This window comes from Isoptericola halotolerans, assembly GCF_045689585.1.
GTDB lineage: Bacteria > Actinomycetota > Actinomycetes > Actinomycetales > Cellulomonadaceae > Isoptericola > Isoptericola halotolerans_B.
In genome coordinates this window covers 103,594-127,715 of record NZ_CP140108.1, presented here as the reverse complement: position 1 = coordinate 127,715, position 24,122 = coordinate 103,594, and the positions used below count along the sequence as shown (strand labels likewise).

General features: G+C 73.1%; 20 protein-coding genes. 10 read left to right on the top strand and 10 right to left on the bottom strand.

From position 1 onward, the window contains the following. Together UQW22_RS00555 and UQW22_RS00550 are read right to left on the bottom strand one after the other, a co-directional pair. A complete protein-coding gene (locus UQW22_RS00555) occupies positions 1-1,149 on the bottom strand; it encodes a glutamate--cysteine ligase (RefSeq protein ID WP_407318915.1) in 1,149 nt (382 codons plus the stop codon). 34 nt (positions 1,150-1,183) lie between these two features. Then, positions 1,184-2,437, bottom strand: a complete 1,254-nt coding sequence (locus UQW22_RS00550; protein WP_407318914.1) for a THUMP-like domain-containing protein — start codon at positions 2,435-2,437, stop codon at positions 1,184-1,186. Between the two features lie 195 nt (positions 2,438-2,632). Here UQW22_RS00550 and groES point away from each other — a divergent pair, with 195 nt between their 5' ends. Then, complete coding sequence (gene groES / locus UQW22_RS00545) at positions 2,633-2,929, top strand: co-chaperone GroES (RefSeq protein ID WP_171782504.1); 297 nt, start codon at positions 2,633-2,635, stop codon at positions 2,927-2,929. 233 nt (positions 2,930-3,162) lie between these two features. Here groES and UQW22_RS00540 read toward each other — a convergent pair whose 3' ends face one another. Beyond that, positions 3,163-3,453, bottom strand: a complete 291-nt coding sequence (locus UQW22_RS00540; protein WP_407318913.1) for a WhiB family transcriptional regulator — start codon at positions 3,451-3,453, stop codon at positions 3,163-3,165. 200 nt (positions 3,454-3,653) lie between these two features. On the opposite strand from UQW22_RS00540, the gene UQW22_RS00535 reads away from it, so the two are divergent. Continuing rightward, positions 3,654-4,778, top strand: coding sequence for a MerR family transcriptional regulator (locus UQW22_RS00535; RefSeq protein WP_407318912.1), 1,125 nt, complete (start codon positions 3,654-3,656; stop codon positions 4,776-4,778). Positions 4,779-4,895: 117 nt separating this feature from the next. Further along, positions 4,896-6,413: an IMP dehydrogenase gene (gene guaB / locus UQW22_RS00530; RefSeq protein ID WP_407318911.1), complete on the top strand. Its 1,518-nt coding sequence runs from the start codon at positions 4,896-4,898 to the stop codon at positions 6,411-6,413. Position 6,414: 1 nt separating this feature from the next. On the opposite strand, the gene UQW22_RS00525 is transcribed toward guaB, so the two are convergent. Then, on the bottom strand, positions 6,415-7,149 hold the full coding sequence (locus tag UQW22_RS00525) for an exonuclease domain-containing protein (RefSeq protein WP_407318910.1): 735 nt from the start codon (positions 7,147-7,149) through the stop codon (positions 6,415-6,417). Positions 7,150-7,290: 141 nt separating this feature from the next. Between UQW22_RS00525 and UQW22_RS00520 the strand changes: the two genes are divergently transcribed. The 3 genes from UQW22_RS00520 to UQW22_RS00510 all read left to right on the top strand — a co-directional run bounded on the left by UQW22_RS00520 (position 7,291) and on the right by UQW22_RS00510 (position 10,550). After that, positions 7,291-8,415: a GuaB3 family IMP dehydrogenase-related protein gene (locus tag UQW22_RS00520; protein ID WP_407318909.1), complete on the top strand. Its 1,125-nt coding sequence runs from the start codon at positions 7,291-7,293 to the stop codon at positions 8,413-8,415. After that, a complete protein-coding gene (locus UQW22_RS00515) occupies positions 8,412-8,858 on the top strand; it encodes a GNAT family acetyltransferase (RefSeq protein ID WP_407318908.1) in 447 nt (148 codons plus the stop codon). The genes UQW22_RS00520 and UQW22_RS00515 overlap by 4 nt, the downstream gene beginning before the upstream one ends. A 69-nt stretch (positions 8,859-8,927) precedes the next feature. Beyond that, positions 8,928-10,550 (top strand): succinic semialdehyde dehydrogenase, encoded by a 1,623-nt coding sequence (locus tag UQW22_RS00510; RefSeq protein ID WP_407318907.1) that lies wholly within the window; start codon positions 8,928-8,930, stop codon positions 10,548-10,550. Positions 10,551-10,557: 7 nt separating this feature from the next. Here the strand turns inward: UQW22_RS00510 and UQW22_RS00505 are convergent, their stop codons facing one another. Both UQW22_RS00505 and UQW22_RS00500 read right to left on the bottom strand, forming a co-directional pair. Beyond that, positions 10,558-11,535 (bottom strand): DUF4031 domain-containing protein, encoded by a 978-nt coding sequence (locus tag UQW22_RS00505; RefSeq protein WP_407318906.1) that lies wholly within the window; start codon positions 11,533-11,535, stop codon positions 10,558-10,560. Then, the gene (locus UQW22_RS00500) at positions 11,532-12,242 is read right to left on the bottom strand and encodes a FadR/GntR family transcriptional regulator (protein ID WP_407318905.1); all 711 of its coding nucleotides are present in this window, start codon (positions 12,240-12,242) and stop codon (positions 11,532-11,534) included. Before UQW22_RS00500 ends, UQW22_RS00505 begins: the two co-directional genes overlap by 4 nt. A 116-nt stretch (positions 12,243-12,358) precedes the next feature. On the opposite strand from UQW22_RS00500, the gene UQW22_RS00495 reads away from it, so the two are divergent. Both UQW22_RS00495 and UQW22_RS00490 read left to right on the top strand, forming a co-directional pair. After that, complete coding sequence (locus tag UQW22_RS00495) at positions 12,359-12,946, top strand: gluconokinase (protein ID WP_407318904.1); 588 nt, start codon at positions 12,359-12,361, stop codon at positions 12,944-12,946. Next, positions 12,943-14,325: a GntP family permease gene (locus UQW22_RS00490; RefSeq protein ID WP_407318903.1), complete on the top strand. Its 1,383-nt coding sequence runs from the start codon at positions 12,943-12,945 to the stop codon at positions 14,323-14,325. The genes UQW22_RS00495 and UQW22_RS00490 overlap by 4 nt, the downstream gene beginning before the upstream one ends. A gap of 72 nt (positions 14,326-14,397) precedes the next feature. On the opposite strand, the gene UQW22_RS00485 is transcribed toward UQW22_RS00490, so the two are convergent. From UQW22_RS00485 to UQW22_RS00475, 3 genes are all read right to left on the bottom strand, one after another. Next, a complete protein-coding gene (locus UQW22_RS00485; protein WP_407318902.1) occupies positions 14,398-15,675 on the bottom strand; it encodes an acetate/propionate family kinase in 1,278 nt (425 codons plus the stop codon). After that, positions 15,672-17,795 carry a phosphate acetyltransferase gene (gene pta, locus UQW22_RS00480; protein ID WP_407318901.1) on the bottom strand — a complete coding sequence of 708 codons (2,124 nt, stop codon included), beginning with the start codon at positions 17,793-17,795 and terminating at the stop codon, positions 15,672-15,674. The genes UQW22_RS00485 and pta overlap by 4 nt, the downstream gene beginning before the upstream one ends. Before the next feature lie 100 nt (positions 17,796-17,895). After that, on the bottom strand, positions 17,896-20,382 hold the full coding sequence (locus tag UQW22_RS00475; protein ID WP_407318900.1) for a phosphoketolase: 2,487 nt from the start codon (positions 20,380-20,382) through the stop codon (positions 17,896-17,898). A 158-nt stretch (positions 20,383-20,540) separates the two neighbouring features. Between UQW22_RS00475 and UQW22_RS00470 the strand changes: the two genes are divergently transcribed. Continuing rightward, the gene (locus tag UQW22_RS00470) at positions 20,541-21,467 is read left to right on the top strand and encodes an SURF1 family protein (RefSeq protein ID WP_407318899.1); all 927 of its coding nucleotides are present in this window, start codon (positions 20,541-20,543) and stop codon (positions 21,465-21,467) included. 9 nt (positions 21,468-21,476) lie between these two features. Here the strand turns inward: UQW22_RS00470 and UQW22_RS00465 are convergent, their stop codons facing one another. Beyond that, positions 21,477-22,052 carry a TetR/AcrR family transcriptional regulator gene (locus UQW22_RS00465; protein WP_407318898.1) on the bottom strand — a complete coding sequence of 192 codons (576 nt, stop codon included), beginning with the start codon at positions 22,050-22,052 and terminating at the stop codon, positions 21,477-21,479. Between the two features lie 88 nt (positions 22,053-22,140). Here UQW22_RS00465 and UQW22_RS00460 point away from each other — a divergent pair, with 88 nt between their 5' ends. Next, positions 22,141-24,105, top strand: coding sequence for a glutaredoxin family protein (locus UQW22_RS00460; protein ID WP_407318897.1), 1,965 nt, complete (start codon positions 22,141-22,143; stop codon positions 24,103-24,105). Positions 24,106-24,122: the final 17 nt, after the last annotated feature.

Below are 24,122 nucleotides of genomic sequence, written 5' to 3'. Positions count from 1 at the left end.
TCAGCCGACCGGCAGCGGCCGCCCCGCCCGCAGCTCCGCGACCAGGGAGCGCACCACGGCCTCGAGGCCTGGCTGCCCGCCGCCGTGCGCCGCGGCCACCGCTCGCTGGCGCTGGTAGGAGGCCCCGGCGCGCACGATCTCGCGGACGCCGTCGAGCTCGGCGGCGCAGCCCAGGCGGTCGGCCACGGGGGCGAGCTCGTCGAGCAGGCGCGGCAGGGCGTCCGTGACGAGCTCCTCGTTGCCCTCGGCGTCGAGGATGATGATCGCCTCCATGCCGTACCGGGCCGCGCGCCACTTGTTCTCGTGCACGAACCAGCGGGGCATCGTGGGTAGCGGCCGGCCCTCGTCGAGCAGGGTGGAGAAGTGCTCCACCAGGCAGTGCACGAGCGCCCCGAGCGCGGCCAGCTCCAGCACGTTCGACGTGCCGTCGCAGACCCGGACCTCCACCGTGCCGAAGTGCGGGGCGGGGCGGATGTCCCAGCGCACCTCGGTGAAGTCGTCGATGACGCCCGTCCTGAGCATGTCGTCGACGTACTGCTCGAGCTGGTCCCACTCGGCGAACTGGTACGGCAGACCCGCGGTGGGCAGCTGCTGGAAGATCAAGGCTCGCATCGAGGCGTAGCCCGTGTCGTCCGCTCCCCAGAACGGCGACGACGCCGACAGCGCCTGCAGGTGGGCGACGTACACGAGCAGGGACCGCACGATCGGGAGCACCTTGGCGCGGTCCTCGATGCCGACGTGCACGTGCACGCCGTAGACGACCTGCTGGCGGCCCCACACCTGGGTGCGGTCGACCACGGTGGCGTACCGCTGCTTGTCCGTCACCTGCTGCTGGGACCAGTGCGCGAACGGGTGGGTGCCCGCACCCATCATCTCGGCACGCATCGGGCCGATGACGTCGTGGACGGCGGCCACCCCCGCCTCCAGGTCCGAGATCGCCGCACCCACGGTGTCGCAGACGCCGGAGACGACCTCGAGGGTGTTGCGCAGGAACTCCGGCTTGACGTGCCGGGACCGGGGGTCGGGGCCGAGCGCCTCCATCACCGCGGGCGCGACCTGGCGCAGGTTGCCCGAGTCGGCGTCCACCAGCGCGAGCTCCCACTCGAGCCCGACGCTCGAGCGCCGGGACGGCGCGAAGTCCAGCGACATGGCCCCATGCTTCCACGCCGTGGGCCGGAGTGTCCTATGCGCGGCCGGCGTGCGGTTCCACGACGAGCACGTGCTGGCGGCCCGCCACCCGGGTGAGGACGAGCGTGGCCGAGGCGTCGCCCTTGAGCGAGAGCTGCGCACGGAGCTGTTCCGGCGTGACGGCCGTGCCGCGCTTCTTCACGGTGAGCCGCCCGACGCCCCGCTCGCGCAGGTACGCCTTCAGCTTCTTGAGGTTGAAGGGCATCACGTCCAGCACCCGGTAGCCGGTGGCGAGGGGTGCGGTGCCCGACGGCGGGGCCGGGGCCGGGGCGTCCGCCGTCACGTAGGCGATGGTGCGGTCCACGAGACGTCCGCCCAGCTCGGCGGCGGCGTGCGCCACCAGCCCGGCGCGCACGACGGCGCCGTCCGGCTCGTACAGGTAGGCGCCGACAGGACCGACCTCGGGGACGAGCTCGCCGTCGGCCTCCTCGCCGGTGCCGTCCGTGCGCCCGGTCCGCAGGGTGCGCGACGCGGTGCCCTCCGCCGTCGTGCGCAGGACGTGCGCGGACCGCCCCGGTCCGTCGGGGGCGAGCGGACCGAACCAGAGCCCGGCCTCGACGACGTCGCCGTCGACCGAGACCCACTGCGTCTCGGCATCGGCCGGCAACCCGTGGTGGGGGATGCCGGGACCGACCTTGATGCCGAGCGCGGGCACCTGGTCCCGCAGCGCCCACACCGCGTCGAGCGGGGGCGCGTAGGCGGACGGGTCGAAGATCCGCCGCCCGCCGCGGGTGCGTCGTGCGGGGTCGGCGTAGACGCCGTCCACGCCCTCGGCGGCCAGGTCGAGCGTGAGCCCGTCGGCGTGCCGGACCTCGGCCTCGGGGAAGGCGCGGAGGTTGACCGTCGCCATGGCGGCGGTCATCTCGTCCACGTCCGTGGCCAGCACGTCGAGGCCCACGCCCGCGAAGGCGAGCGCGTCTGCGCCGACGCCGCTGGTGAGGTCGGCGACCTTGGTGACGCCCGCCGCGAGGTAGCGACGGGCGTGCAGCCCGGCGACGACCAGCCGGGTGGCCTGCTCGACGCCGTCGGGGGTGAACAGCATGCCGTCGGCGAAGGAGCCGAGCTTGGTCCGGGCCTTCGCCCGCAGCCGGGACTGGGTGAGGACGGCGGCGGCGAGATCGGGATCGACCCCCTCGGCACGGAGCCGCGTGGCCAGCACCATCGCCTGTCCCTCGTCGTAGGGCGGGAGGGCGTTGAGCAGCGCCCAGCCCTCGGGGCTGAGCAGCTTGGTCAGGGAGGCCGCGTCCATGGGGTCATCGTCTCAGGCGGCGTGCGGGACGTGCGCCGATGACGCTCGCAGAGGAATCCTGGCACTCGACTTGTCAGAGTGCTAACGGCTGCCTAGATTTGGTCCCAGCGCTCACGCTGTGCCGGCACCCGCGACGACGGCCAGCGACAGGGTGCGTCCCAGTCCAGCTAGTCATCGCGAACAAGGAGGTCCGACGTGTCGGTCCCCATCAAGCCGCTCGAGGACCGGATCGTCGTCAAGGCCGTCGAGGCCGAGACCACGACCGCTTCCGGCCTGGTCATCCCGGACACCGCCAAGGAGAAGCCCCAGGAGGGTGAGGTCCTGGCGGTCGGCGACGGCCGTTTCGACGACCAGGGCAACCGTGTCCCGGTCGACGTCAAGGTCGGCGACAAGGTCATCTACAGCAAGTACGGCGGCACCGAGGTCAAGTACGCGGGCGAGGAGTACCTGGTGCTCTCCGCGCGCGACATCCTCGCCGTCGTCGTGGGTTGATCCGCAGCCCTCGACGCTGACGCACGAAGCCCCGCATCATCCGTGGTGCGGGGCTTCGTCGTGTGCGGGGGGCGTCAGCCGAGCCTGCGGTTCGCGTCGTGCGGGTGCCTCGTCCCTCGGCCCCCACCCGTCGCTGCACCTCCGGCTCAGCCGTGTCGTTGTCGGCGGAGCCTGCGGTTCGCGTCGTGCGGGTGCCTCGTCCCTCGGCCCCCACCCGTCGCTGCACCTCCGGCTCAGCCGACCTTGCGCTCGCGGCCGGCGAGCGCGGCGCTGCGCTCGTCCTCGCTGAGCCCGCCCCAGACGCCGTACGGCTCACGGACCCGCAGCGACTGCTCGCGGCACTGCATCATCACCGGGCACGAGTGGCAGATCGCCTTCGCGGCCTCGGCCCGCCGTCGGCGGGTCGAACCGCGTTCGCCCTCGGGGTGGAAGAACAGGGTGTCGTCCGCGTCGCGGCACGCTCCCTGGTACTGCCACTCCCACAGCTCCATCACCGGCCCTGGCAGTCTCGAGATCTCCGTCATGGCGAACAACCTACAAGTTGTGCAGAGGTTGTTCAAGGGGTCGACGCAAGTTGGGCGTACCTGTCGCACGCGGATCGTCTGACCAGGCCATGAACCGATTCCCCGGAGCGATGACTTGCTTGACGGCAAGAACCTGGCTCGGATCGTGACGCGCCGGGAGGTGCAGTGGCGGTCGCGCGAACCCCTGGCAGAATCGAGGCATGACCTCCTCGCGACCGGCCCAGGACTCGGGCGGGTCACGCCCGTCCGGACCCGGACTCGCCGTCGCGGCCGTGGCGCGGCGTCTCGGGGTGGCCCCGGCGACGCTGCGGACCTGGGACCGACGCTACGGCCTGGGCCCGTCCGACCGGACGGCCGGCTCGCACCGGCGCTACACCCCCGACGACGTCGCTCGGCTGCTCGTCATGCGACGGCTCACCCTCGAGGGCGTGGCACCGGTGGACGCCGCCGAGGCAGCCCTGGAGGCCGACGTCGAGGAGCTCGACAGGGCGCAGAAGGCCGCGCCGCCCGTGCCGCCCGTGCCGCCCGAGTCGTCGGAGGCCGACGGCGGTCGCTCCGGCGCCACCGACGACGCCACCGCCCGGCCAGGCCGGGCCCACCTGCGCGCCCTCCCTGGCGGCGGGCAGGGGGGCGCCGGCGCCTCGACCGGGTACGGGGCCGCCGGCCAGAACGCCTCCGGCAAGGTCTCCGCCGTCGTCGACGCGGCTCTCGCCTACGACCAGGGCCGCTGCGACGACCTGCTCCGGATCCCCGCGCACGGCGACCCCGCGATGTGGTGGGCCCACCTCCTGGAGCCGGCCTGGAACCGTGTCGCCGAGCGCACCGTGCTTGCCGGGCCCGGCGCCGTCCCCGAGGTGGTGCTGGCCACCGCGGCCCTGCACGCGCTGCGCTCCTTCACCGAGGCGTTCGAGCAGGCCGTCGTCCAGAACGGTGGCCCGCCCGCCAACCACCCGAGCCGCATGCGCAACATCGTGCTGATCTTCGCCGCGCCGGACGAGGTCGTCCCGCTGTCCGCGCACGCGCTGGCGGCCGCCCTGACAGCCAAGGGGAAGACCGCGCGGATCGTCACCGGCCCCGCCAGCACCCGGCGCTCGCTCGAGCTCGTCACCATGGTCCGGCCCGCCGCCCTCGTGCTGGCGACGACGCAGCGGCGGCCGGACCTCGACGTCGTGCACGCGGTGCACGAGGGGTTCCCCGACCTGCCGATCTTCGTCGGTCTGCGCCGCGACGACGCCGCGACCGAGATCCCGCTCGCGCCCCAGGTGCAGCGCGTGCGGTCCTTCACCGGGCTGCTCCACGAGGTCCTCGCCGTCGTCTCCTCGTGAACCGGTCCGCCCGCCCGGCCGCCGGGCCGGAGCGGCGACCGGCTGTCAGGCGACAGGCCGTCACCAGGTGACGGACGGCACCACCGGAGCCCGCTCGTCCCGCCGTAGACTCGGGACATGACGGAGACGACCTCGCCAGCGCACGACCCGTTCGGATTCCTCGGCCTCACCTACGACGACGTCCTGCTGCTGCCGGGGTACTCGGACCTGGCGCCCACGGACATCGACACGACGTCGCGGCTGACCCGCGAGATCTCGCTGAGGGTGCCGCTGGTGTCCGCGGCGATGGACACCGTCACCGAGTCGCGGATGGCGATCGCCATGGCGCGACAGGGCGGGCTCGGTGTCCTGCACCGCAACCTCTCTATCCAGGACCAGGCCTACCAGGTCGACCTGGTCAAGCGGACCCAGACCGGCATCATCTCGAACCCGGTCACCATCGGACCCGACGCGACGCTCGAGCAGCTCGACCAGCGCGCTGGGCAGTACCGGGTCTCCGGTTTCCCCGTGCTGGACGAGGGCGGGAAGCTCGTCGGCATCGTCACCAACCGCGACCTGCGCTTCACCCCCGTCGCCGAGTGGGCCACCACGACGGTCTCCGACGTCATGACGCCGCAGCCGCTCATCACGGGGCGTGCCGGGATCTCCCGCGAGGACGCGACGGCGCTGCTGCGCAAGCACAAGCTCGAGCGTCTGCCGCTCGTGGACGACGAGGGCCGCCTGGCCGGGCTGATCACGGTCAAGGACTTCGTGAAGTCCGAGCAGTTCCCCGACGCGTCAAAGGACGGGCAGGGGCGGCTCATGGTCGGCGCGGCCATCGGGTACTTCGGGGACGCCTGGGAGCGGGCGACCACCCTCATCGACGCGGGCGTGGACGTGCTGGTCGCGGACACCGCGCACGGCAACGTCCGGATGCTCATCGACATGGTCCGCCGGCTCAAGTCGGACCCGGCCACGCGCGACGTCCAGGTGATCGGTGGCAACGTCGCCACCAAGGAGGGCGCCCGGTCGTTCGTCGAGGCGGGTGCGGACGCGATCAAGGTCGGTGTCGGGCCCGGCTCGATCTGCACCACGCGCGTCGTGACCGGCGTCGGCGTTCCGCAGATCACCGCCGTGTACGAGGCCTCGCTGGCGGCGCGGGAGGCCGGCGTGCCGGTCATCGCCGACGGTGGGATGCGGCACTCCGGCGAGATCGGCAAGGCCGTCGTCGCTGGTGCGGAGGCGGTGATGCTCGGCTCGATGCTGGCCGGCACCGAGGAGGCCCCCGGCGACCAGATCCTCGTCAACGGCAAGCAGTTCAAGGCCTACCGCGGGATGGGCTCGATGGGCGCCATGTCCTCGCGCGGCAAGAAGTCCTACTCGAAGGACCGCTACTTCCAGGCCGAGGTCACCAGCGACGACATGATCGTGCCCGAGGGCGTCGAGGGCCAGGTGCCGTACAAGGGGACGTTGGCCACCGTGGTGCACCAGCTCGTGGGCGGCCTGCACCAGACGATGTTCTACGTCGGTGCGCGCACCGTGCCGGAGCTGCAGGCCAACGGCCGGTTCGTGCGGATCACGTCGGCCTCCCTCAAGGAGTCCCACCCGCACGACATCATGATGACCGTCGAGGCACCCAACTACAAGGTGTCCTGAGTCAGCCCGCTGCGGGCGGCTCGACCGGCCAGGCCGGGGACGCTCCCGGGCCTGGCAGGCCCTGCGTGCGGCGCCACGCGTTGAAGTTGTCGGCCCAGCGGCGGTGCGCGTCCTGCTGGGCGGAGTGCAGGGCGTCGAGGGCCACGGCCCGCAGGTCGGGGTACTGCAGGAGCTGGGCGTCGAGCACGTCGAGGGTCGCCAGGACGTCGACGTCGGCGCTGTGCAGCTCGCCCTCGCCGGCGATGCCGTAGAGGTCCACCAGGTCGCCGAGGCGTCGCTTGCCCTGGCGGTAGCGGTCCCGCCACCGGTCGATGACCAGCGGGTCCAGCACTGGCGCCACCGGACGGCCGAGCCGCTCGGGCAGCGTGGGGAGCCCGTGCCGGGCCAGCTCCGCGTCGAGCAGCGTCAGGTCGAACGCCGCGTTGTACGCCACGACCGGTACCCCGGCGCGCGTGTGCTCGGCGAGGACCGCCGCGATCTCGGCCAGTGCCTGCCGCGGCGGCGCCCCGTGGGCGCGGGCGTGCTCCGTCGTGACCCCGTGGATGGCCGCGGCCTCGGCCGGGATCGCCATCCCGGGATCGATCAGCCAGGTGCGCACGTCCGTCGTCGTGGCCGTGCGCAGCACGACGGCGGCGGTGACGATGCGGTCGGAGTGCACGTCCACGCCGGTCGTCTCGGTGTCGAAGCCCAGCAGCGGGCCGCCGACCCATGTGGTGTGGACAGCGGTGTCGTCCATCGCGCGTTCCTTCCTCACGTCCTGGGCCCGGACGATGCCACCCGCCACCGACACCCGTGACCAGGAGCTCCGGAGGCTCCGGTCGGGTGCGAGCCGCGTGCGGGGCCCGGGGGCCCGGGCCGCGGCCGGTACGCTTGCGGGGTGAGCAACGAGATCGAGATCGGACGTGGCAAGCGCGGTCGCCGCGCGTACTCCTTCGACGACGTCGCGGTGGTGCCCTCGCGCCGCACCCGTGACCCGAAGGACGTGTCCACGGAGTGGCAGATCGACGCCTACCACTTCGACCTGCCGATCATGGCCGCGCCGATGGACTCGGTGATGAGCCCGGACACCGCGGTCGCGCTGGGCAACCACGGCGGTCTCGGCGTGCTGGACCTCGAGGGGCTGTGGACCCGGTACGAGTCCCCGGAGCCGCTGCTCGCGGAGATCTGCGAGCTGCCCGCCGACCAGGCGACGCGCCGCATGCAGGAGATCTACGCCGAGCCGATCAAGCCGGAGCTCATCACCCAGCGCCTCAAGGAGGTCCGCGCGGCCGGCGTCACCGTCGCCGGGGCGCTGTCCCCGCAGCGCACCCAGGAGCACTACCAGACGGTCGTCGACGCCGGGGTGGACCTGTTCGTCATCCGGGGCACCACCGTCTCCGCCGAGCACGTCTCGGGCAACGCCGAGCCGCTGAACCTCAAGCGGTTCATCTACGAGCTCGACGTCCCCGTGGTGGTCGGCGGGGCCTCGACCTACACCGCGGCCCTGCACCTCATGCGCACGGGTGCCGCGGGCGTGCTCGTCGGCTTCGGCGGGGGAGCGGCCCACACCACCCGCGTCAGCCTGGGCATCCACGCACCGATGGCGACCGCGGTGTCCGACGTCGCGGCCGCACGCCGCGACTACCTCGACGAGTCCGGGGGCCGGTACGTGCACGTCATCGCGGACGGCGGGGTGGGCCACTCGGGCGACATCGTCAAGGCCGTGGCCTGCGGGGCCGACGCGGTCATGCTCGGCGCCGCCCTGGCCCGGGCCTCCGAGGCGCCCGGAAAGGGCTGGCACTGGGGCCCGGAGGCGCACCACTCGCAGCTCCCGCGCGGTGAGCGGGTCGCGGTGGGCACCGGTGGCACCCTGGAGGAGATCCTCTTCGGGCCCGGGCGCCAGGCGGACGGCACCACGAACCTGGTCGGTGCCCTGCGGCGGGCGATGGCCACGACCGGCTACTCCGACCTCAAGGAGTTCCAGCGGGTCGAGGTCGTCATGTCGCCCTACCAGCCGCGGTGACCGCGCCTGGCCCGCAGCAGACGGTCCTGCGGGAGATCACGGACGACGACGTCGAGCAGGTCGTCGCGCTGTGGCGCGAGTGCGACCTGACCCGGCCGTGGAACGACCCGCACCGGGATATCGCCGACGCGCGGCGCAACCCCACGTCCACGGTGCTGGTCGCGCTCGACGCGACCTCCGCCGTCGTCGGGTCGGTGCTGGCCGGGTACGAGGGACACCGGGGATGGCTCTACTACGTGGCCGTGGCGCCCGGGCTCCAGGGGACCGGGCTCGGCCGCCGGCTCGTCGGGTCCGCGGAGGAGTGGCTGCGGGCGGCCGGTGCGAGCAGGGTGCGCCTGATGGTCCGCACCACGAACACCACGGTCCGGGGGTTCTACGCGACCCTCGGCTACGACGACGTGGAGTGCACGGTGCTGGGCCGCACGCTCGACCCCTCGCGCTGAGAGCGAACGACACGGACATCTGACGCATCGTTCACCGAGCCGTCACCGGCGCCGCATAGAGTGTCGCCCATGGCAACTGCGCACGAGAGCGACGGTGCTCTGGACGACGTGATCGACCCCGAGCTGCCGGCATCCACGTACGTCCTCGAACCGGACGTCGTCGAACCACTGGTCCGCCGGGTCGTCACGTCGCACGACGCCGGCACCCACCGCAGCACGTCGCCGTTCACGGGCGCTCCGCTCGCCGCGGTCCCGCTCTCCGGGACCGACGACGTCGCCCGTGCCGTCGACGCCGCCCGGGCGGCCCAGCACGACTGGGCCGCGGCGCCGCTCGCCGCGCGCACCCGGGTGCTCGACCGGCTCGGCTCGCTGGTCCTGGAACGTCAGTCCGAGATCCTCGACCTGATCCAGATGGAGTCCGGCAAGTCCCGGCGCAGCGCCTTCGAGGAGGTCGCCGACATCGCGCAGACGTGCCGTCACTACGTGGTGCGCGGGCCGCGCTACCTCGCCGACCGGCGCGTCCCCGGTGCTCTGTCGGTGCTCACCGGGGCCCGGGTGCACCGCCGGCCGGTCGGCGTCGTGGGCGTCATCGCGCCGTGGAACTACCCCCTGACGCTCGCCCTGTCGGAGGCGATCCCCGCGCTGCTGGCGGGCAACGCCGTCGTGCTCAAGCCCGACCCGCAGACCACGCTGTCCGCGCTGTGGGCCGCCGAGCTCCTGGCCGAGGCCGGCCTGCCCGACGACCTGCTGGCGGTCGTGGCGGGCGGTGGCGAGGTCGGGGCCGATCTCGTGGACCGCGTCGACCACGTCGCCTTCACCGGTTCGACGGCGGTGGGCCGGAAGATCGCCGCACGGGCGGGGGGACGGCTCATCGGCGCGACGCTGGAGCTGGGTGGCAAGAACCCGCTGTACGTCGCGGCCGACGCCGATCTCGACGCGGCCGTGCCGGGCGTGGTGCGGGCCTGCTTCTCCAACGCCGGCCAGCTCTGCATGTCGATCGAGCGCCTGGTGCTGCACGAGCGCGTCGCCGACGAGTTCCTGGAGCGGTTCGTCCCGGCGGTGCGCGCGCTGGCGCTCGGCGCGGGCCTCGACTACACGGCCGACGTCGGTTCGCTGGTGTCGGCCGACCAGCTCGAGAAGGTCGCGGCGCACGTCGACGACGCCCTGGCCAAGGGAGCGCGGGCGCTGGCCGGTGGGGTGCACCGTTCCGACGTCGGACCCTACTTCTACGCCCCGACGGTGCTGGACGACGTCCCGGAGGACGCCGTCTGCCTGCGCGAGGAGACGTTCGGACCCGTCGTGGCGGTGACGCGGGTCGCCAGCGACGACGAAGCCGTGCACGTCATGAACGACACGGAGTTCGGCCTCAACGCCTCGATCTGGTCCCGCGACGTCGCGCGGGCGCGGGAGGTCGCCGCCCGGGTCCAGGCGGGCACGGTGGTCATCAACGACGGCTACCTGCAGGCCTGGGGCTCCGCGGGCGCGCCCATGGGCGGCATGAAGGCCTCCGGCCTCGGACGACGGCACGGCCGCGAGGCCGTCGAGGCGGTCACCGAGGTCCAGAGCGTGGTGGCGCAGCGTGGTCTGAGCGCCGGCCTGTCCCTGGACACCCTCTACGCCCTCGGCGGGGACGTGCCCAGCAAGGTGCTCACCGAGGCGATGCGGGCGATGCGCAGGCTCCGCCTGCCCTGAGGGGAGCTCAGAGGCCGTCGAGCTCGGCGCGCAGGTTCCGCTCGGCCGGCGCGTCCCAGCGGCCGCGGGCGGCGGGCGTGCGGAACAGGCCCGGCCCGGTGTGCAGCGTGAGCAGCTGCTCGAGCACGGCGCCGCGTCCGGCCCGGAAGTCCGCGTCACCGACGTGCCCGTACTCGGCGCGCACCTGCGCCACGTAGCGGGAGTAGCGCCCCGGGTCGGCACCGAGGATCGCCAGGTCGGCGTCGCTCACCAGGCAGCCGGCGAGGTCGCCCGGGTCGGGGTCGTGGGTCACCGTGACCAGCACGAGGCGCTCGACCTCCGCCACCTCACGAGCTGTCAGACTCTCGTGCGGGTATACCCCCACGGGAGTCTGACAGCTCGTGAGAGGAGTGAGGAGCTCGACCGCCAGGGCGGCGGAGCGCTCCTCGTCGCCCGGGGTGGCGCCGTCGTGCACCGCGTCGTGGAACCACAGCGCGACCGACGCGAGCCACCCCGCCCGCGAGCTGTCAGAACCACGACCCGGCATGCCCCGACGATCTTCTGACAGTTCGGGGAGCACGAGGGTCAGGGCGTCGAGGACGTCGGCCAGGTGCAGGCGACCGTGGTAGTCGCGGTGCGGCTCGCGCCAGCGGTCGACGACGTCCTCGCCGACGGCGGTGGAGAGCGCGGCGTCCGGCCAGAGCGAGGTCCAGCGCGACAGGAGCACCGTGCGCCGGGCGCGCCGTCGCTCGTGGCCAGGAACCCGCAGGACGGAGCCGGCGAGCCGACGCGCGAGCTCACGGCCGTCCACCGGGGTCGCCCCGGCGGCCACGAGGTCGTCGTAGCGCTCGTCCGGGACGTCGTAGTGGTCGAGGTCGAAGGCGCGGTCGGGGATGCCGGCCGTGCGCGCGAACGTCCGCAGCTCGTGCAGCGACGAGTCCGAGACGAGGTGCGACCAGAGGCGGTCGTGCGCGGGCCAGGCCGGCGGGTCGAGGAGCACGGTCATGGTGTCCCCGCGTCCGCCGTCGTCGCGTCGAGGGCGCGCCGGACCTCCCCCACGAGCGCGGCCATCGCGGCCTCGGCGGCCGGGGCGTCGCCGTGGGCCACGGCGTGCGCGACGGCCTCGTGCTGTTCGAGCGCCTCGGGCACGGGGGAGGCGGGCATGAGGCCCAGGTGGGTGCGGCCGGTGAGCACCTCGGCGATGACGGCGGCCAGCGCGCCGAACATCTCGTTGCCGCTGGCCCTGAGCAGGAGCTCGTGCAGCCGGATGTCCAGGTCGAGGAACTCGGCGAGGTCGCCGCGGTCGCCGAGCACCCGCATGCGGGCGGCGAGGTCGAGGAGCTCGGCGCGCTCGTCGTCGCTCGCGTGGCGTGCGGCCCCGGCGGCGGCCAGGGGCTCGACGGCGTGGCGGAGCTCGGTGAGGGTGCGGAGCTGGTCGTCGCGTCCCGGGCCGGCGAGGCGCCAGCGGATCACGCGGGGGTCGAGGACGTTCCACTCGGTCATGGGCAGCACGACCAGGCCGACCCGGCGGCGGGAGCGGACGAGGCCGAGTCCCTCGAGCATCCGCATGACCTCCCGGGCCACGGTGCGGGACACGCCGTGCTGTGTTCCGATCGCCTCGAGGGTGAGGGGAGTGCCCGGTGCGACGTCGCCGCTGGTGACGGCCCGCCCGACGGCGTCGAGGACGGCGCTGTGCAGGGCTGGGGTCGGCATGGGGCGAGCCTACCGAGGCACGTACCTCCCGCAATTGGTGACACCAATCGCTTGCCAAAGGTGCTACCAATCATGCATCCTCGTGGAACTGACCCGCCGACACGGAAGTCGAACCGATGGACACCGACGTCACACCTGCTGAACACGGTCCCGAGCAGGACCCCCGCGACGAGGCGGCCGACGCCGTCGTGCACATCGTCGTCATGGGGGTCGCCGGTTCGGGCAAGACCACCGTCGCCCGCCTGCTCGCCGAACGGATCGGCGTCGAGTACGCCGAGGCCGACCAGTTCCACTCCGAGGCGAACATCGCCAAGATGGGCGCGGGCACCCCGCTCACGGACGAGGACAGGGCGCCGTGGCTGGCCGCGATCCGCGACTGGCTCAGTGCCGAGGCCGACGCCGGGCGCCCCGCCGTCGTCACCTGCTCCGCGCTCAAGCGGACCTACCGCGACGTGCTGCGCGCCGCCCGCGGCCAGGTCTGGTTCCTCCACCTGGACGGGGCGCCCGAGCTGCTCGCCGAGCGCATGACCGGGCGGTCGGGCCACTTCATGCCCACCTCGCTGCTGCCCTCGCAGCTCGCCACCCTCGAACCCCTGGCCGACGACGAGGACGGGCTCACCGTCGACGTCGCCGCCCCGCCCGAGCAGATCGTCGACGACGTCGTCGCGCGCTGCTCCACCACCACGACGAGGAGCGAGCCATGACGCCTGACGACTGGACCCAGACCCTCACCGCCGGCCCGCTGCTCGTCATCGCGGCAGCGGCCGTCGCGCTGCTGCTCTTCCTCATCATCAAGGTCCACCTGCACGCGTTCGTCGCCCTCATCCTGGTGAGTCTCCTGACCGCCGTCGCCGCCGGGCTGCCTGCGGGCGGCATCGTCGACGTCCTGCTCGACGGGTTCGGCTCCACGCTCGCCGCCGTCGCGCTGCTCGTGGGGTTGGGCGCGATGCTCGGCCGGCTCGTCGAGACCAGCGGCGGCGCGCAAGCCCTGACCGACGTGCTCATCCGACGGTTCGGCGAGCGCCGGGCACCGCTCGCGCTGGGCATCGCCTCGCTGCTGTTCGGCTTCCCGATCTTCTTCGACGCCGGCCTCGTGGTGATGCTGCCCATCGTGTTCGCCGTCGCGCGGCGGCTGGGCGGCTCCGTGCTGCTCTACGGGCTGCCGGTCGCCGGTGCGTTCTCCGTGATGCACATCTACGTGCCCCCGCACCCCGGCCCCGTCGCGGCGTCGGAGTTCCTCGGCGCGGACGTCGCCATGGTGCTCCTCGTCGGTCTCGTGGCCGCGCTGCCCACCTGGTACGTCACCGCCTACCTCTTCGGCCGGTGGGCCGGCCGCAGGTTCCAGCTCCCCGTGCCGGAGATCCTCGGCCGGGCCGACGACGCGCAGATCGCGAACCCGCCCCGCTTCGGCATCGTCGTCGCCATCCTGCTGCTGCCCCTGATCCTCATCTTCGCCAACACCGGGCTGGAGACCGCGGCGTCAGCGGGATGGGTCGACGGCGACTCGGCGGCCGTGGCCGTCGCCGGGCTGGTCGGCGCGACCCCGGTGGCCCTGCTCATCACGGTGCTCGTGGCCGCGTGGGTGCTGGGCCGCCGGCGCGGGGTCGAGGGCACCGCCCTGGAGAAGACGCTGGACTCCGCCCTCGGGCCTGTCGCCTCGGTCATCCTCATCACCGGCGCCGGCGGCATGTTCGGTGGGGTGCTGCGGGCCACCGGCATCGGCGACGCCCTGGCGGAGGTCCTCGGCGACGTCGGGCTGCCGGTCATCGTGGCCGGATTCCTCGTCGCCGCGGTGCTGCGCGTCGCCCAGGGCTCCGCGACGGTCGCGCTGACCACCGCGGCAGGGCTCATCGCCCCGGCCGTGGCCGCCGGAGGCTATGGAGCGGTGGAGCTCGCGGCGATCGTCGTCGCCGTCGCGGCCGGGTCCGTCGTGCTCAGCCACGTCAACGACTCCGGCTTCTGGCTGGTCGGCCGGTTCTTCGACATGGACGTGCGCACGACCCTGCGCACCTGGACCGTCATGGAGACCGGGATCGGTGTGATGGGCTTCGCGATCGCGGGCCTGGTCTTCGCCGTCGCCTGAGGGACGAGGAACGCACCTGGAGCGGAGCCGCGGGCTGGGGCGACAAGAGGATCCGCCGGAGCCTGAGGGGGCTCAGCCGGTGGTGACCGCCGCCGTCGGTTCCCGGCCGTCCACGGCCTCCACGCACTGCCGGGCGATGGCGAGCTCCTCCATGGTGGGGACGACCATGACGAGGGTCTTCGCCCAGTCGGGGGAGATGATGCGCTCACCGCCCCTGGCCGCGTTGCGGTCCTCGTCGACGGCGATCCCGAAGTTCTCCAGGCCCGCGCAGACGGCGGCGCGCACCACGGCGTCGTTCTCGCCGACGCCGGCGGTGAAGGCGATGACGTCCACCCGCCCCAGCAGTGCGGCGTAGGCGCCCACGTACTTGCGCAGCCGGTGGACGTAGACGTCGAACGCCAGGGCCGCGTCCTCGTCGCCGTCGTCGATGAGTCGCCGCAGCTCGCGGAAGTCGTTGACGCCCGACAGCCCCAGCATGCCCGAGCGCTTGTTGAGCAACGTGTCCAGCTCGTCGATGTCCATGCCGGCGTTGCGGGCGAGGTGGAAGACCACGGCCGGGTCGATGTCGCCGGAGCGGGTGCCCATGACCAGGCCCTCGAGCGGCGTCAGACCCATGGACGTGTCGATCGGCACGCCCCCGCGCACCGCCGACGCGGAGGCCCCGTTGCCCAGGTGCAGCACGATCGTGTTGAGGTCCTGCACCCGCCGGCCCAGCACGCGGGCCACCTTGCCGGCCACGTACTGGTGGCTGGTGCCGTGGAACCCGTAGCGGCGCACGTCATGGGCCGCGGCCACCTCCCGGTCGATGGCGTACGTGTAGGCCTCCGCGGGAAGGGCCTGGAAGAACGCCGTGTCGAAGACGGCGACGTGCGGCACGTCGTGGAGCAGCTCACGGGCCACGCGGATGCCCTGCACGTTGGCGGGGTTGTGGAGGGGAGCGAGCGGGACCAGCGCCTCGATGCGGTCCACGACGCCGTCGTCCACGACCACCGGACCGGAGAACTCGGCCCCGCCGTGCACCACGCGGTGCCCGACGGCGTAGATCCCGGCGTCGGCGAGGCGTGGGCCGATCTCGTCGAACATCCCCAGCGCCAGCCGCAACGCCTCGCCGTGGTCCGGGACGTCGGGCTCACGGCGGGTGCGGTTGCCGGCGAAGGTGTGCGTCACGATGCCCGACCCGCCGGACTCCCCGATGCGCTCGACCGTGCCGGCGGCGATCGCCTCGCCGCCGACCGGGTTGACGAGCTGGTACTTCAGCGACGACGAGCCCGAGTTGAGCACCAGCACCGAGCCGTGCGCCCCGTAGGCGCTGTACGGGTTGGGCCGTTCGGCCTCCGGGAGGATGCTCATGCGGGCGCTCCGTTCGTGGTGGTGGCGGACTGCGCCTGGATCGCCGTGATCGCCACCGTGTTGACGATGTCCGGCACCAGCGCGCCGCGGGAGAGGTCGTTCACGGGCTTGTTCAGGCCCTGCAGCACCGGCCCGATCGCCACGGCGCCGGCCGAGCGCTGCACCGCCTTGTAGGTGTTGTTGCCCGTGTTGAGGTCCGGGAAGATGAACACGCTCGCCCGCCCGGCCACGGACGACTCGGGCAGCTTGGACGCCGCGACGGACACGTCGACCGCGGCGTCGTACTGGATGGGGCCCTCGACGCTCAGCTCCGGGTGGCGCTCGCGCACGAGGTCGGTGGCCGCGCGCACCTTGTCGACGTCGGCCCCCGTGCCGGAGGTGCCGGTCGAGTAGGACAGCATCGCGATCTGCGGGCCGACGCCGAACTGCGCGGCGGTGGCCGCGGACGACGCGGCGATGTCGGCGAGCTGCTCCGCCGTCGGGTCCGGGTTGACCGCGCAGTCGCCGTACACGAGCACCCGGTCCGGCAGGCACATGAGGAACACCGAGGACACCACGGACACGCCCGGTCGGGTCTGGATGATCTCGAAGGAGGGCCGGATCGTGTGGGCGGTGGTGTGCGCCGCGCCGGAGACCATGCCGTCGGCCAGTCCGAGGTGGACCATCATCGTGCCGAAGTAGGACACGTCCGTGACGATCTCGCGCGCCCGTTCGACGGTCATGCCCTTGTGCGCCCGCAGCCGGGTGTACTCGGCGGCGAACCGTTCGACGTGCTCGGGGTCGGTCGGGGAGAGCACCAACGCGGCGTCGATGTCGAGGCCGAGCTCGGTGGCCCGGGCCCGGATCGCCGTCTCGTCGCCCAGGATCACGAGATCCGCGATGCCGCGCGCGAGCACCGTCGAGGCGGCGCGCAGGATGCGGTCGTCGTCGCCCTCGGGCAGCACCACGCGCCGCCGGTCGCCGCGGGCGCGTTCGACGAGCTCGTGCTCGAACATCAGCGGGGTCACCACGGGGGTGCGCTCGAGGGCGAGCCGGGCCAGCAGCTCCGCGCCGTCGACCCGCTGCTCGAACATGGCCCGGGCGACGTCGTGCTTGCGCTGCGCCGTCGCCGTCATGGCGCCCCGCGTCCGCGCCGCGACGCCGGCCACCTCGTAGGTGTCCATCGTGGTGGCGATGATGGGCACGTGCGGCTCCAGGGCCGCCGCGAGCTGCCCGGACCGGCCCGACGGCCGGTAGCCGCCGGTGAGGATCAGCCCGGCGAGCGACGGGAAGCGCTGCGCGGCCTGCACCGACAGCAGCCCGAGCAGGACGTCCGTGCGGTCGCCCGGGGTGATGACGACGGTGCCGTCCGCGAGATGTCCGAGCATGTGCTCGAACGTCATGGCACCGACGATGACGTCGAGCGCCTCGCGCGCGAGGAGGTCCCGGTCACCGAGCAGCAGTGTGCCGTCGACCGCGTCGGCGAGCTGGGCCACGGTGGGCGCCCCGAGGAACGGCTCCTCCGGGATGACCCAGGTCGGCAGGTCCTCGCCCGAGATGCCGGCCCGCACCGCCGCGGGCGCGTCCGTCACGGCGTCCTCGGCCCGGTTCACCACCACGGCGATCGGCTGCGCGTGGCTCGCCCGCAGCTCCGCCACGCTGAGCCGGGTCAGGGTGGCGACGTCGTCGATCCCGCGCCCGCGCCCCGAGACGACGAGCAGCACGGGTGCGTCGAGGTTGGCGGCCACCCGGGCGTTGAACGCCAGCTCGGTCGCGCCCGACACGTCCGTGTAGTCGGTGCCGAGCACGACGACGGCGTCGCACCGGGCGGCGACGTCGTGGTAGCGCGCCACGATCCTCGCCAGCGCGCCCTCCGGGTCGGCGTGGACGTCGTCGTAGGTGACCCCGACCGCGTCGGCGTACTCCAGGTCCACGCCGTCGTGGGCGAGCAGCATCTCCAGGACGTGGTCCCGGACGCCCGTGCCGCCGTCGGCCGCGGGGCGCTCCGGGACCCGGGAGACTGCTCGGAAGACCCCGACCCGCTGGACCTGGCGGACCAGCAGGTCGAGGACCCCGAGCGCGACCGTGGACTTGCCGGTGTCCCCCTCGGGGGACGCGATGTAGATGCTGCGTGTGCTCACTGGCCGCCTGTTCGCTCGCGTCGGACGTCACGCCCATTCCATCGCATCGCGGCGAGCGACGCACCGCCCCGACGGCGTCGGGTTGGTCACTCCCGGCGGCTCACTCGTTGTCACCGCCCGTGGCGGTCGCGGCGTCGTACATCGGGCCGGCCGCGTCGGTGGCCGTCTGGCCGGCGTCCGGCCACACCCAGTCCCGCACCTCGGGGATGTCCTCGCCGTGCTCGCGCGTGTACTGGCGGGCCGCGAGGCGCGCGTCGACCATCCGCTGACGCAGGCCCGCCACCTTCGAACCGAGGCCCGGCACCCGGTCGATGACGTCGAGCACCAGGTGGTACCGGTCGATGTCGTTGAGCATCGCCATGTCGAAGGGCGTGGTGGTGGTGCCCTCCTCCTTGTAGCCCCGCACGTGGATGTTGGGGTGGTTGCGCCGGCGGTAGGTGAGCCGGTGGATCAGCCACGGGTAACCGTGGTAGTTGAAGATCACCGGCCGGTCGGGGGTGAACAGCCCGTCGAAGTCCTTGTCCGACAACCCGTGCGGGTGCTCCCGTTCGTCCTGCAGCCGCATGAGGTCCACGACGTTGATGACGCGGACCTTGAGGTCCGGCAGCTCCTCGCGCAGCATGTGCGCGGCCGCCAGGGTCTCGAGCGTGGGGACGTCGCCCGCGCAGCCGAGCACGACGTCGGGGTCCTCCCCGGGCACCTCCGTGCCGGCCCACTCCCAGATGCCCAGGCCGCGCGTGCAGTGCGCGATGGCGTCGTCCATCGACAGGAACTGCGGCCCGGGCTGCTTGCCGGCCACCACCACGTTGACGTACTGGCGGCTGCGCAGGCAGTGGTCGTACGTGCTGAGCAGGGTGTTCGCGTCCGGCGGGAGATAGACGCGCACGATCTCGGCCTTCTTGTTGACCACGTGGTCGATGAACCCGGGGTCCTGGTGGGAGAACCCGTTGTGGTCCTGCCGCCACGTGTGGCTGGACAGCAGGTAGTTGAGGGACGCGATCGGCCGGCGCCAGGGGATGTGGTTGGTGACCTTGAGCCACTTGGCGTGCTGGTTGAACATCGAGTCGACGATGTGGACGAACGCCTCGTAGCTGGTGAACAGGCCGTGCCGACCCGTCAGGAGGTAGCCCTCCAGCCACCCCTGGCACTGGTGCTCGCTGAGCATCTCCATGACACGGCCCGCACGCGCGAGGTGCTCGTCCACCTCGGGCCCGACGTACTCGGCGTTCCACTGCTTGTCGGTGGCGTCGTAGACCGCCTGCAGCCGGTTCGAGGCGACCTCGTCCGGCCCGAAGATCCGGAAGCTGTCCGGGTTGCGGCGGATGACTTCGGTGAGCCAGCTGCCCAGCACCCGGGTGGACTCGGTCATCGCTCCGCCGGGCCGCGGGACGTCGACGGCGAAGTCGCGGAAGTCCGGCAGCCGCAGGTCCTTGAGCAGCAGGCCGCCGTTGGCGTGCGGGTTGGCGCCCATGCGCAGCTCGCCCTCCGGCGCCTGCGCGGCGATCTCGGCGTGCAACCGGCCGTCCTCGTCGAACAGCTCGTGCGGCCGGTACGACTGCATCCAGTCGCGCAGCACGTCCAGGTGCTCGGGGGTGTCACGCGCGCTGGGGAGCGGTACCTGGTGGGCACGCCAGGAGCCCTCCGTCTTGTTCCCGTCGATCTCGGGCGGGCAGGTCCAGCCCTTGGGCGTGCGGAAGACGATCATGGGCCACGCGGGCCGTTCGTCGTCGCCGGCTGCTGCATCCGCCTTGATCTGTGCGATGTGGTCCAGCACCTCGTCCAGCAGCTTGGCGAACCGGCGGTGCACGGCGGCGTGGTCCTCGCCGTCGAACCCGCCGGTGAAGAAGTACGGGGTGTGCCCGTAGCCGACCATGAGGTCGCGGAGCTCGTCGTCGCTGACGCGCGCGAGCACGGTCGGGTTCGCGATCTTGTAGCCGTTCAGGTGCAGGATCGGCAGCACGACGCCGTCGGTGCGGGGGTTGACGAACTTGTTCGAGTGCCAGCTCGTGGCCAGCGGGCCGGTCTCGGCCTCGCCGTCGCCGACGACGGCGGCCACCAGCAGGTCCGGGTTGTCGAACGCGGCCCCGTAGGCGTGCGAGAGGGCGTAGCCGAGCTCGCCGCCCTCGTGGATCGACCCGGGTGTCTCCGGGGCCACGTGCGACGGGATGCCGCCCGGGAACGAGAACTGCTTGAACAGCCGCCGCATCCCCTCGTCGTCCTGGGTCACGTCCGTGTAGATCTCGGAGTAGGTGCCCTCGAGGTAGGTGCTCGCCACGAGTCCGGGCCCCCCGTGCCCGGGGCCCGCGACATACACCGTCGACTGCTGGCGCTCGCGGATCACCCGGTTCAGGTGGGCGTAGAGGAAGTTCAGCCCCGGCGTCGTGCCCCAGTGACCGAGCAGCCGGGGCTTGACGTCATCGCGCTCCAGCGTCCGGCGCAGCATCGGGTTGTCGAGCAGGTAGATCTGGCCGATCGAGAGGTAGTTGGCGGCACGCCACCACTGGTCGAGGCGGTCGACGTCGGTGTCGCTCAGGTCCGTGACGCCGGTGGCCGGCCAGGTGGTGGAGTCGGGGGCCGAGTTGCTCATCTGACGCTCCTGCAGGAGAGGGGACGATGGTGCTCGTTGTTCATTCCACCCCACCGGCCGTCTCGGCGCAGCGTGGGAGCCGGAGGCGGGTCGTGGTCGTCGAGTGAGGTTGCCCACCGGATTCCTGGTGGCGCGCGGCGCGCGGCTACCGTGGTCCCGTGCCCGACGCCCCGCCTGTCCGCCGCTCGTTCTGGGCGGTCGCCCGCCAGCCCCGCATGATCGCGATCCTGCTGGTCTTCCTCGCCATGGCGGCGGTGTGCGGACGGCTCGGGGTGTGGCAGATCGACCGGGCCTACGAGCGCGCCAACCTCGCGGCCGAGCAGGCGGCGGCCGAGGCCGCGGCCGCCGCCCCCGTGGCGATCGGCGAGGTGCTGGCGCCCCAGTCCTCGTTCCCCGGCGAGCTCGTGGGGCGCGAGGTCGCCGTCACCGGGACCTACGAGCCCGACGGGCAGCTGCTCGTGGCCGGACGCTCCCTCGACGGCGTCGACGGCTACCTGGTGCTCACCCCCCTGCGGGTGTCCGACGACGGCACGGGCGGGGAGAGCTGGGTGTCGCTCTCCGGCGCGCCCGTGCTCCCGGTGGTGCGCGGGTGGGTCGGCTCGTCGACGCCGGACGCCGCCGCGCTGGAGGTGCCCACGGGGGAGGTGTCGCTGCACGGCTGGCTGCAGGCCTCGGAGTCCACGGCGCGCACCGGTACCGTCCCGGACAACCCGGGCGGACCTCCGCTGACCCGCGACATCGCGTCCAGCGCGCTGGCCAACACGTGGCCGGGGCCGATCTACACGGCCTACGTGGTCCTCACCGACTCGACGCCGCCGCAGGCCTCCGCCGCCGAGGGCGGCCCTGCGCTCCTGCCGCGGCCGGAGCTGGAGGGTGGCTCCGACGTCGACCTGCAGAACTTCTTCTACGCCCTGCAGTGGTGGGTGTTCGGGCTGTTCGCGGTGGCGCTGTGGGTCCGTCTGGTGCGTGACGAGATGGCCGGTGGCGTGCGGGAGCGGCGGACCCGCCGCGGTCGCGGGGACCGCGACGGCCGCGACGGCCGCGACGACCCGGTCGGCCGGGGCATCGCCGGGCTGCCCTCCTGACCAGCCCCGTCAGGCGTGCCGGGCGAGGAAGGCGTCGATCGTGCGCTCGGCGAACTCCGGGTCGATCTCCCGTCCGAGGATCACGCGCTCGAACAGCAGCGGGCCGAGCAAGGTGGAGGTCGCCTCGTCGACGTCGAGCGGTGGGAGCTCGCCGGCGGTGACGGCGTCGGTCAGCACCGCGACCAGCGGCGCCTGCTGCGTGCGCACGAACTGCTCGCGCAGGCCGGCCAGCTCGGGGTCGCGGGCCGCCTCGCCGAGCAGGCTCGAGACGAGCGGGACGTAGCGGGCACCGTTCATCTCCGTCACGCGGGGTGACATGACGGCGCGCAGGCGCGCGGCGAGCGACCCCTTCGCGGGCGGAGGGGTCGCCGGGGGCAGCAGGTGGGCGAACGCCGCCTCGACGACGTCGGAGCGGGTCGGCCAGTGCCGGTAGATGGTCGAGCGGGCGACGCCGGAGCGCGCCACCACCGCCTCGATGGTCACGGCCCGCACGCCGCCCGCCAGCAGCAGCTCGGCGGCGGTGGTGGTCACCGCCGTCCTGGTGCGTTCGATGCGAGGGTCCGGTCGCCGTCCGTCGTGTGCCACGTGCTCATTGTCCTCTCTTGACCATGAAACAGAACAGTACTGTACTGAAGATGCGGTGCTCGCTGCACCACCGACGTCAGGAGAGACCATGACCGACCCGACCGTGCACTTCTTCAGCAAGCCCGACTGCGTCTACTGCCGCACGACCAAGCGCGCCCTCGACCAGGCCGGGATCCCCTACGACCAGCACGACGTCACCGCGGACGCACGCACCGCCGACACCGCCGCCTACCACTCCGGGCAGCACACCGTGCCGCAGGTGTTCGTCGGCAGCACCTGGATCGACGCCCCCGGCGACGTCACGGCGCTCGCCGACGCCGGACGCCTCACCGCGCTGGTCGACGCCGTGACCACCCCCGTCCCGTGGGACGGGTTGCCGCACGACGACGACGCCACCGCCGACCGGCTCGCCCGGGGAGCCGAGGACGTCCCGCTGCACGCGAGCATCGAGCCCAGTGACGGCACCCACGACGAGGACCCGGAGTCGTGGCCGATCCTGCGCTTCTACCGCGAGTTCTTCGGGTTCTGGCCGAACACGTTCGCCTACCTGCACCGCTGGCCCACCGCCTACAAGCTGTTCGTCTACTGCCAGAACCTCGCCTCCGTCCGCGGTGCCGTCGACGTCGTCGGCCACGGCGGCATGGCCGCCATCGGCTACGCCACCTCGGCCGCCCAGGGCTGCACCTACTGCATGACCCACGCCGTCGCCGACGCCGGGACCGATCTGGACGTCCCGGCCGCGCTGTCCGACGCGCGCCGCCACGGCGGCGCCGACGGAGCGCCCATCGGACCGTTCGAGGCGGCGCTCGCGGACCTCGCTGCCCGCGCCACCCGCCACGCGGTCACGACCTCGAGCCTCGACGCCGCGCGGAGGACGGCACCGGAAGCGCGTGCCGGTGCCGTCGACCCCGACGCCGCGATCGAGGCCGCCACGCAGGTCGCCGCCTCGTTCGGGTTCCTCAACGTCTTCAACGACCTCGGCGGGCTGGAGATCGAGGGTGACTGGGCAGCGACCGCCGCCGCCCGCGGCGTGGACGCCGGCCGGCACGGCGTCGGGGCCGCCAACGCGGACAACCTGTCGCACGACCTGCCGGAGGGTGGGCCAGGGCTGGAGGACATGCTCGCCGGATACGCAGCTCAAGCACCTCATGGCTCGGGTCTCGGCGGTCACCCGCGACCACGCGTACCTCGCGGCCGTCGAGGGCTACCTCGCCACCCGCGCGCCCGGTGCGACGGACAGCTCGGTCGAGCGGGTCCGGCGGGCCTACGACGCGGCTCTCGGCCGGGACGACGGCGGGACGTTCGACGACGCCGAGCGAGCGGCGCTGCGCCTCGCCTGGCTGTCGGCCCGGACGCCGCTGACGATGCCGCGCCGGTTCGTCGAGGCGGTGACCGAGCGCTTCGACCAGGACCAGGTGGTCGAGCTCATGGTCGCCTGTGCGGTCGCTTCCCTGGTGCAGCGGTTCGTCGCCGTCGTGGGGCCGACCACGGAACCCGAGGTGGCGACGTTCCTCGGCGAGCACGCCCTGGCGGCGGAACCGCTCGACGTCCGCCATCCCGTGGCCGGCGAGTGAGCACCGTGGAACCTCTCGTCACCGCCGCCGCCACGGCGTGCTTCGCGCTGGCGACAGGCCTCTTCATGGTCCTGGCGTTCCTGGAGCGACCGGTGCGGGCCACGATGCGCCGCGCGACCCGGGCCTCGGTGCCCGACGCCGACGTCCGGGAGGTGCACGCCGTCCTGCGTCGCCTCCTACATCAGCTGCCGCCGACCATGATGTCGGTCATGGGCGGCGGCACCCTCCTCGTCGTCGCCCAGGCGTGGCAGCGCGGGTTCGACGCCACGTCGACGGCAGTGCTCGTCGGCCTGGTGGTCGGGCTGGGCTATCTGCTCTCGCAGCTGCGGGAGCGGGTGGCCGCGGTCGCGCTGACCCCGTCCGACGGCCTGCTCGACGACGTGCGTACCGGCCTGGGACGGCTGGTGGCTCTGCACCACGTCGGGCTCGCGACGGCCGTGGTGCTCACGGCCCTCCAGCTCGTGGTCGCGGCGCGGTAGGGCGCCGCCCGCCCTCG

Coding starts and splice junctions, on each gene's coding strand:
- UQW22_RS00475 (WP_407318900.1), bottom strand. CDS start 20,382: ATGAGCAACTCGGCCCCCGACTCCACCACCTGGCCGGCCACCGGCGTC.
- UQW22_RS00460 (WP_407318897.1), top strand. CDS start 22,141: ATGACCGACCCGACCGTGCACTTCTTCAGCAAGCCCGACTGCGTCTAC.
- UQW22_RS00505 (WP_407318906.1), bottom strand. CDS start 11,535: ATGACCGTGCTCCTCGACCCGCCGGCCTGGCCCGCGCACGACCGCCTC.
- UQW22_RS00535 (WP_407318912.1), top strand. CDS start 3,654: ATGACCTCCTCGCGACCGGCCCAGGACTCGGGCGGGTCACGCCCGTCC.
- guaB (WP_407318911.1), top strand. CDS start 4,896: ATGACGGAGACGACCTCGCCAGCGCACGACCCGTTCGGATTCCTCGGC.
- UQW22_RS00490 (WP_407318903.1), top strand. CDS start 12,943: ATGACGCCTGACGACTGGACCCAGACCCTCACCGCCGGCCCGCTGCTC.
- UQW22_RS00525 (WP_407318910.1), bottom strand. CDS start 7,149: ATGGACGACACCGCTGTCCACACCACATGGGTCGGCGGCCCGCTGCTG.
- UQW22_RS00510 (WP_407318907.1), top strand. CDS start 8,928: ATGGCAACTGCGCACGAGAGCGACGGTGCTCTGGACGACGTGATCGAC.
- UQW22_RS00500 (WP_407318905.1), bottom strand. CDS start 12,242: ATGCCGACCCCAGCCCTGCACAGCGCCGTCCTCGACGCCGTCGGGCGG.
- UQW22_RS00485 (WP_407318902.1), bottom strand. CDS start 15,675: ATGAGCATCCTCCCGGAGGCCGAACGGCCCAACCCGTACAGCGCCTAC.
- UQW22_RS00555 (WP_407318915.1), bottom strand. CDS start 1,149: ATGTCGCTGGACTTCGCGCCGTCCCGGCGCTCGAGCGTCGGGCTCGAG.
- UQW22_RS00550 (WP_407318914.1), bottom strand. CDS start 2,437: ATGGACGCGGCCTCCCTGACCAAGCTGCTCAGCCCCGAGGGCTGGGCG.
- UQW22_RS00540 (WP_407318913.1), bottom strand. CDS start 3,453: ATGACGGAGATCTCGAGACTGCCAGGGCCGGTGATGGAGCTGTGGGAG.
- UQW22_RS00495 (WP_407318904.1), top strand. CDS start 12,359: ATGGACACCGACGTCACACCTGCTGAACACGGTCCCGAGCAGGACCCC.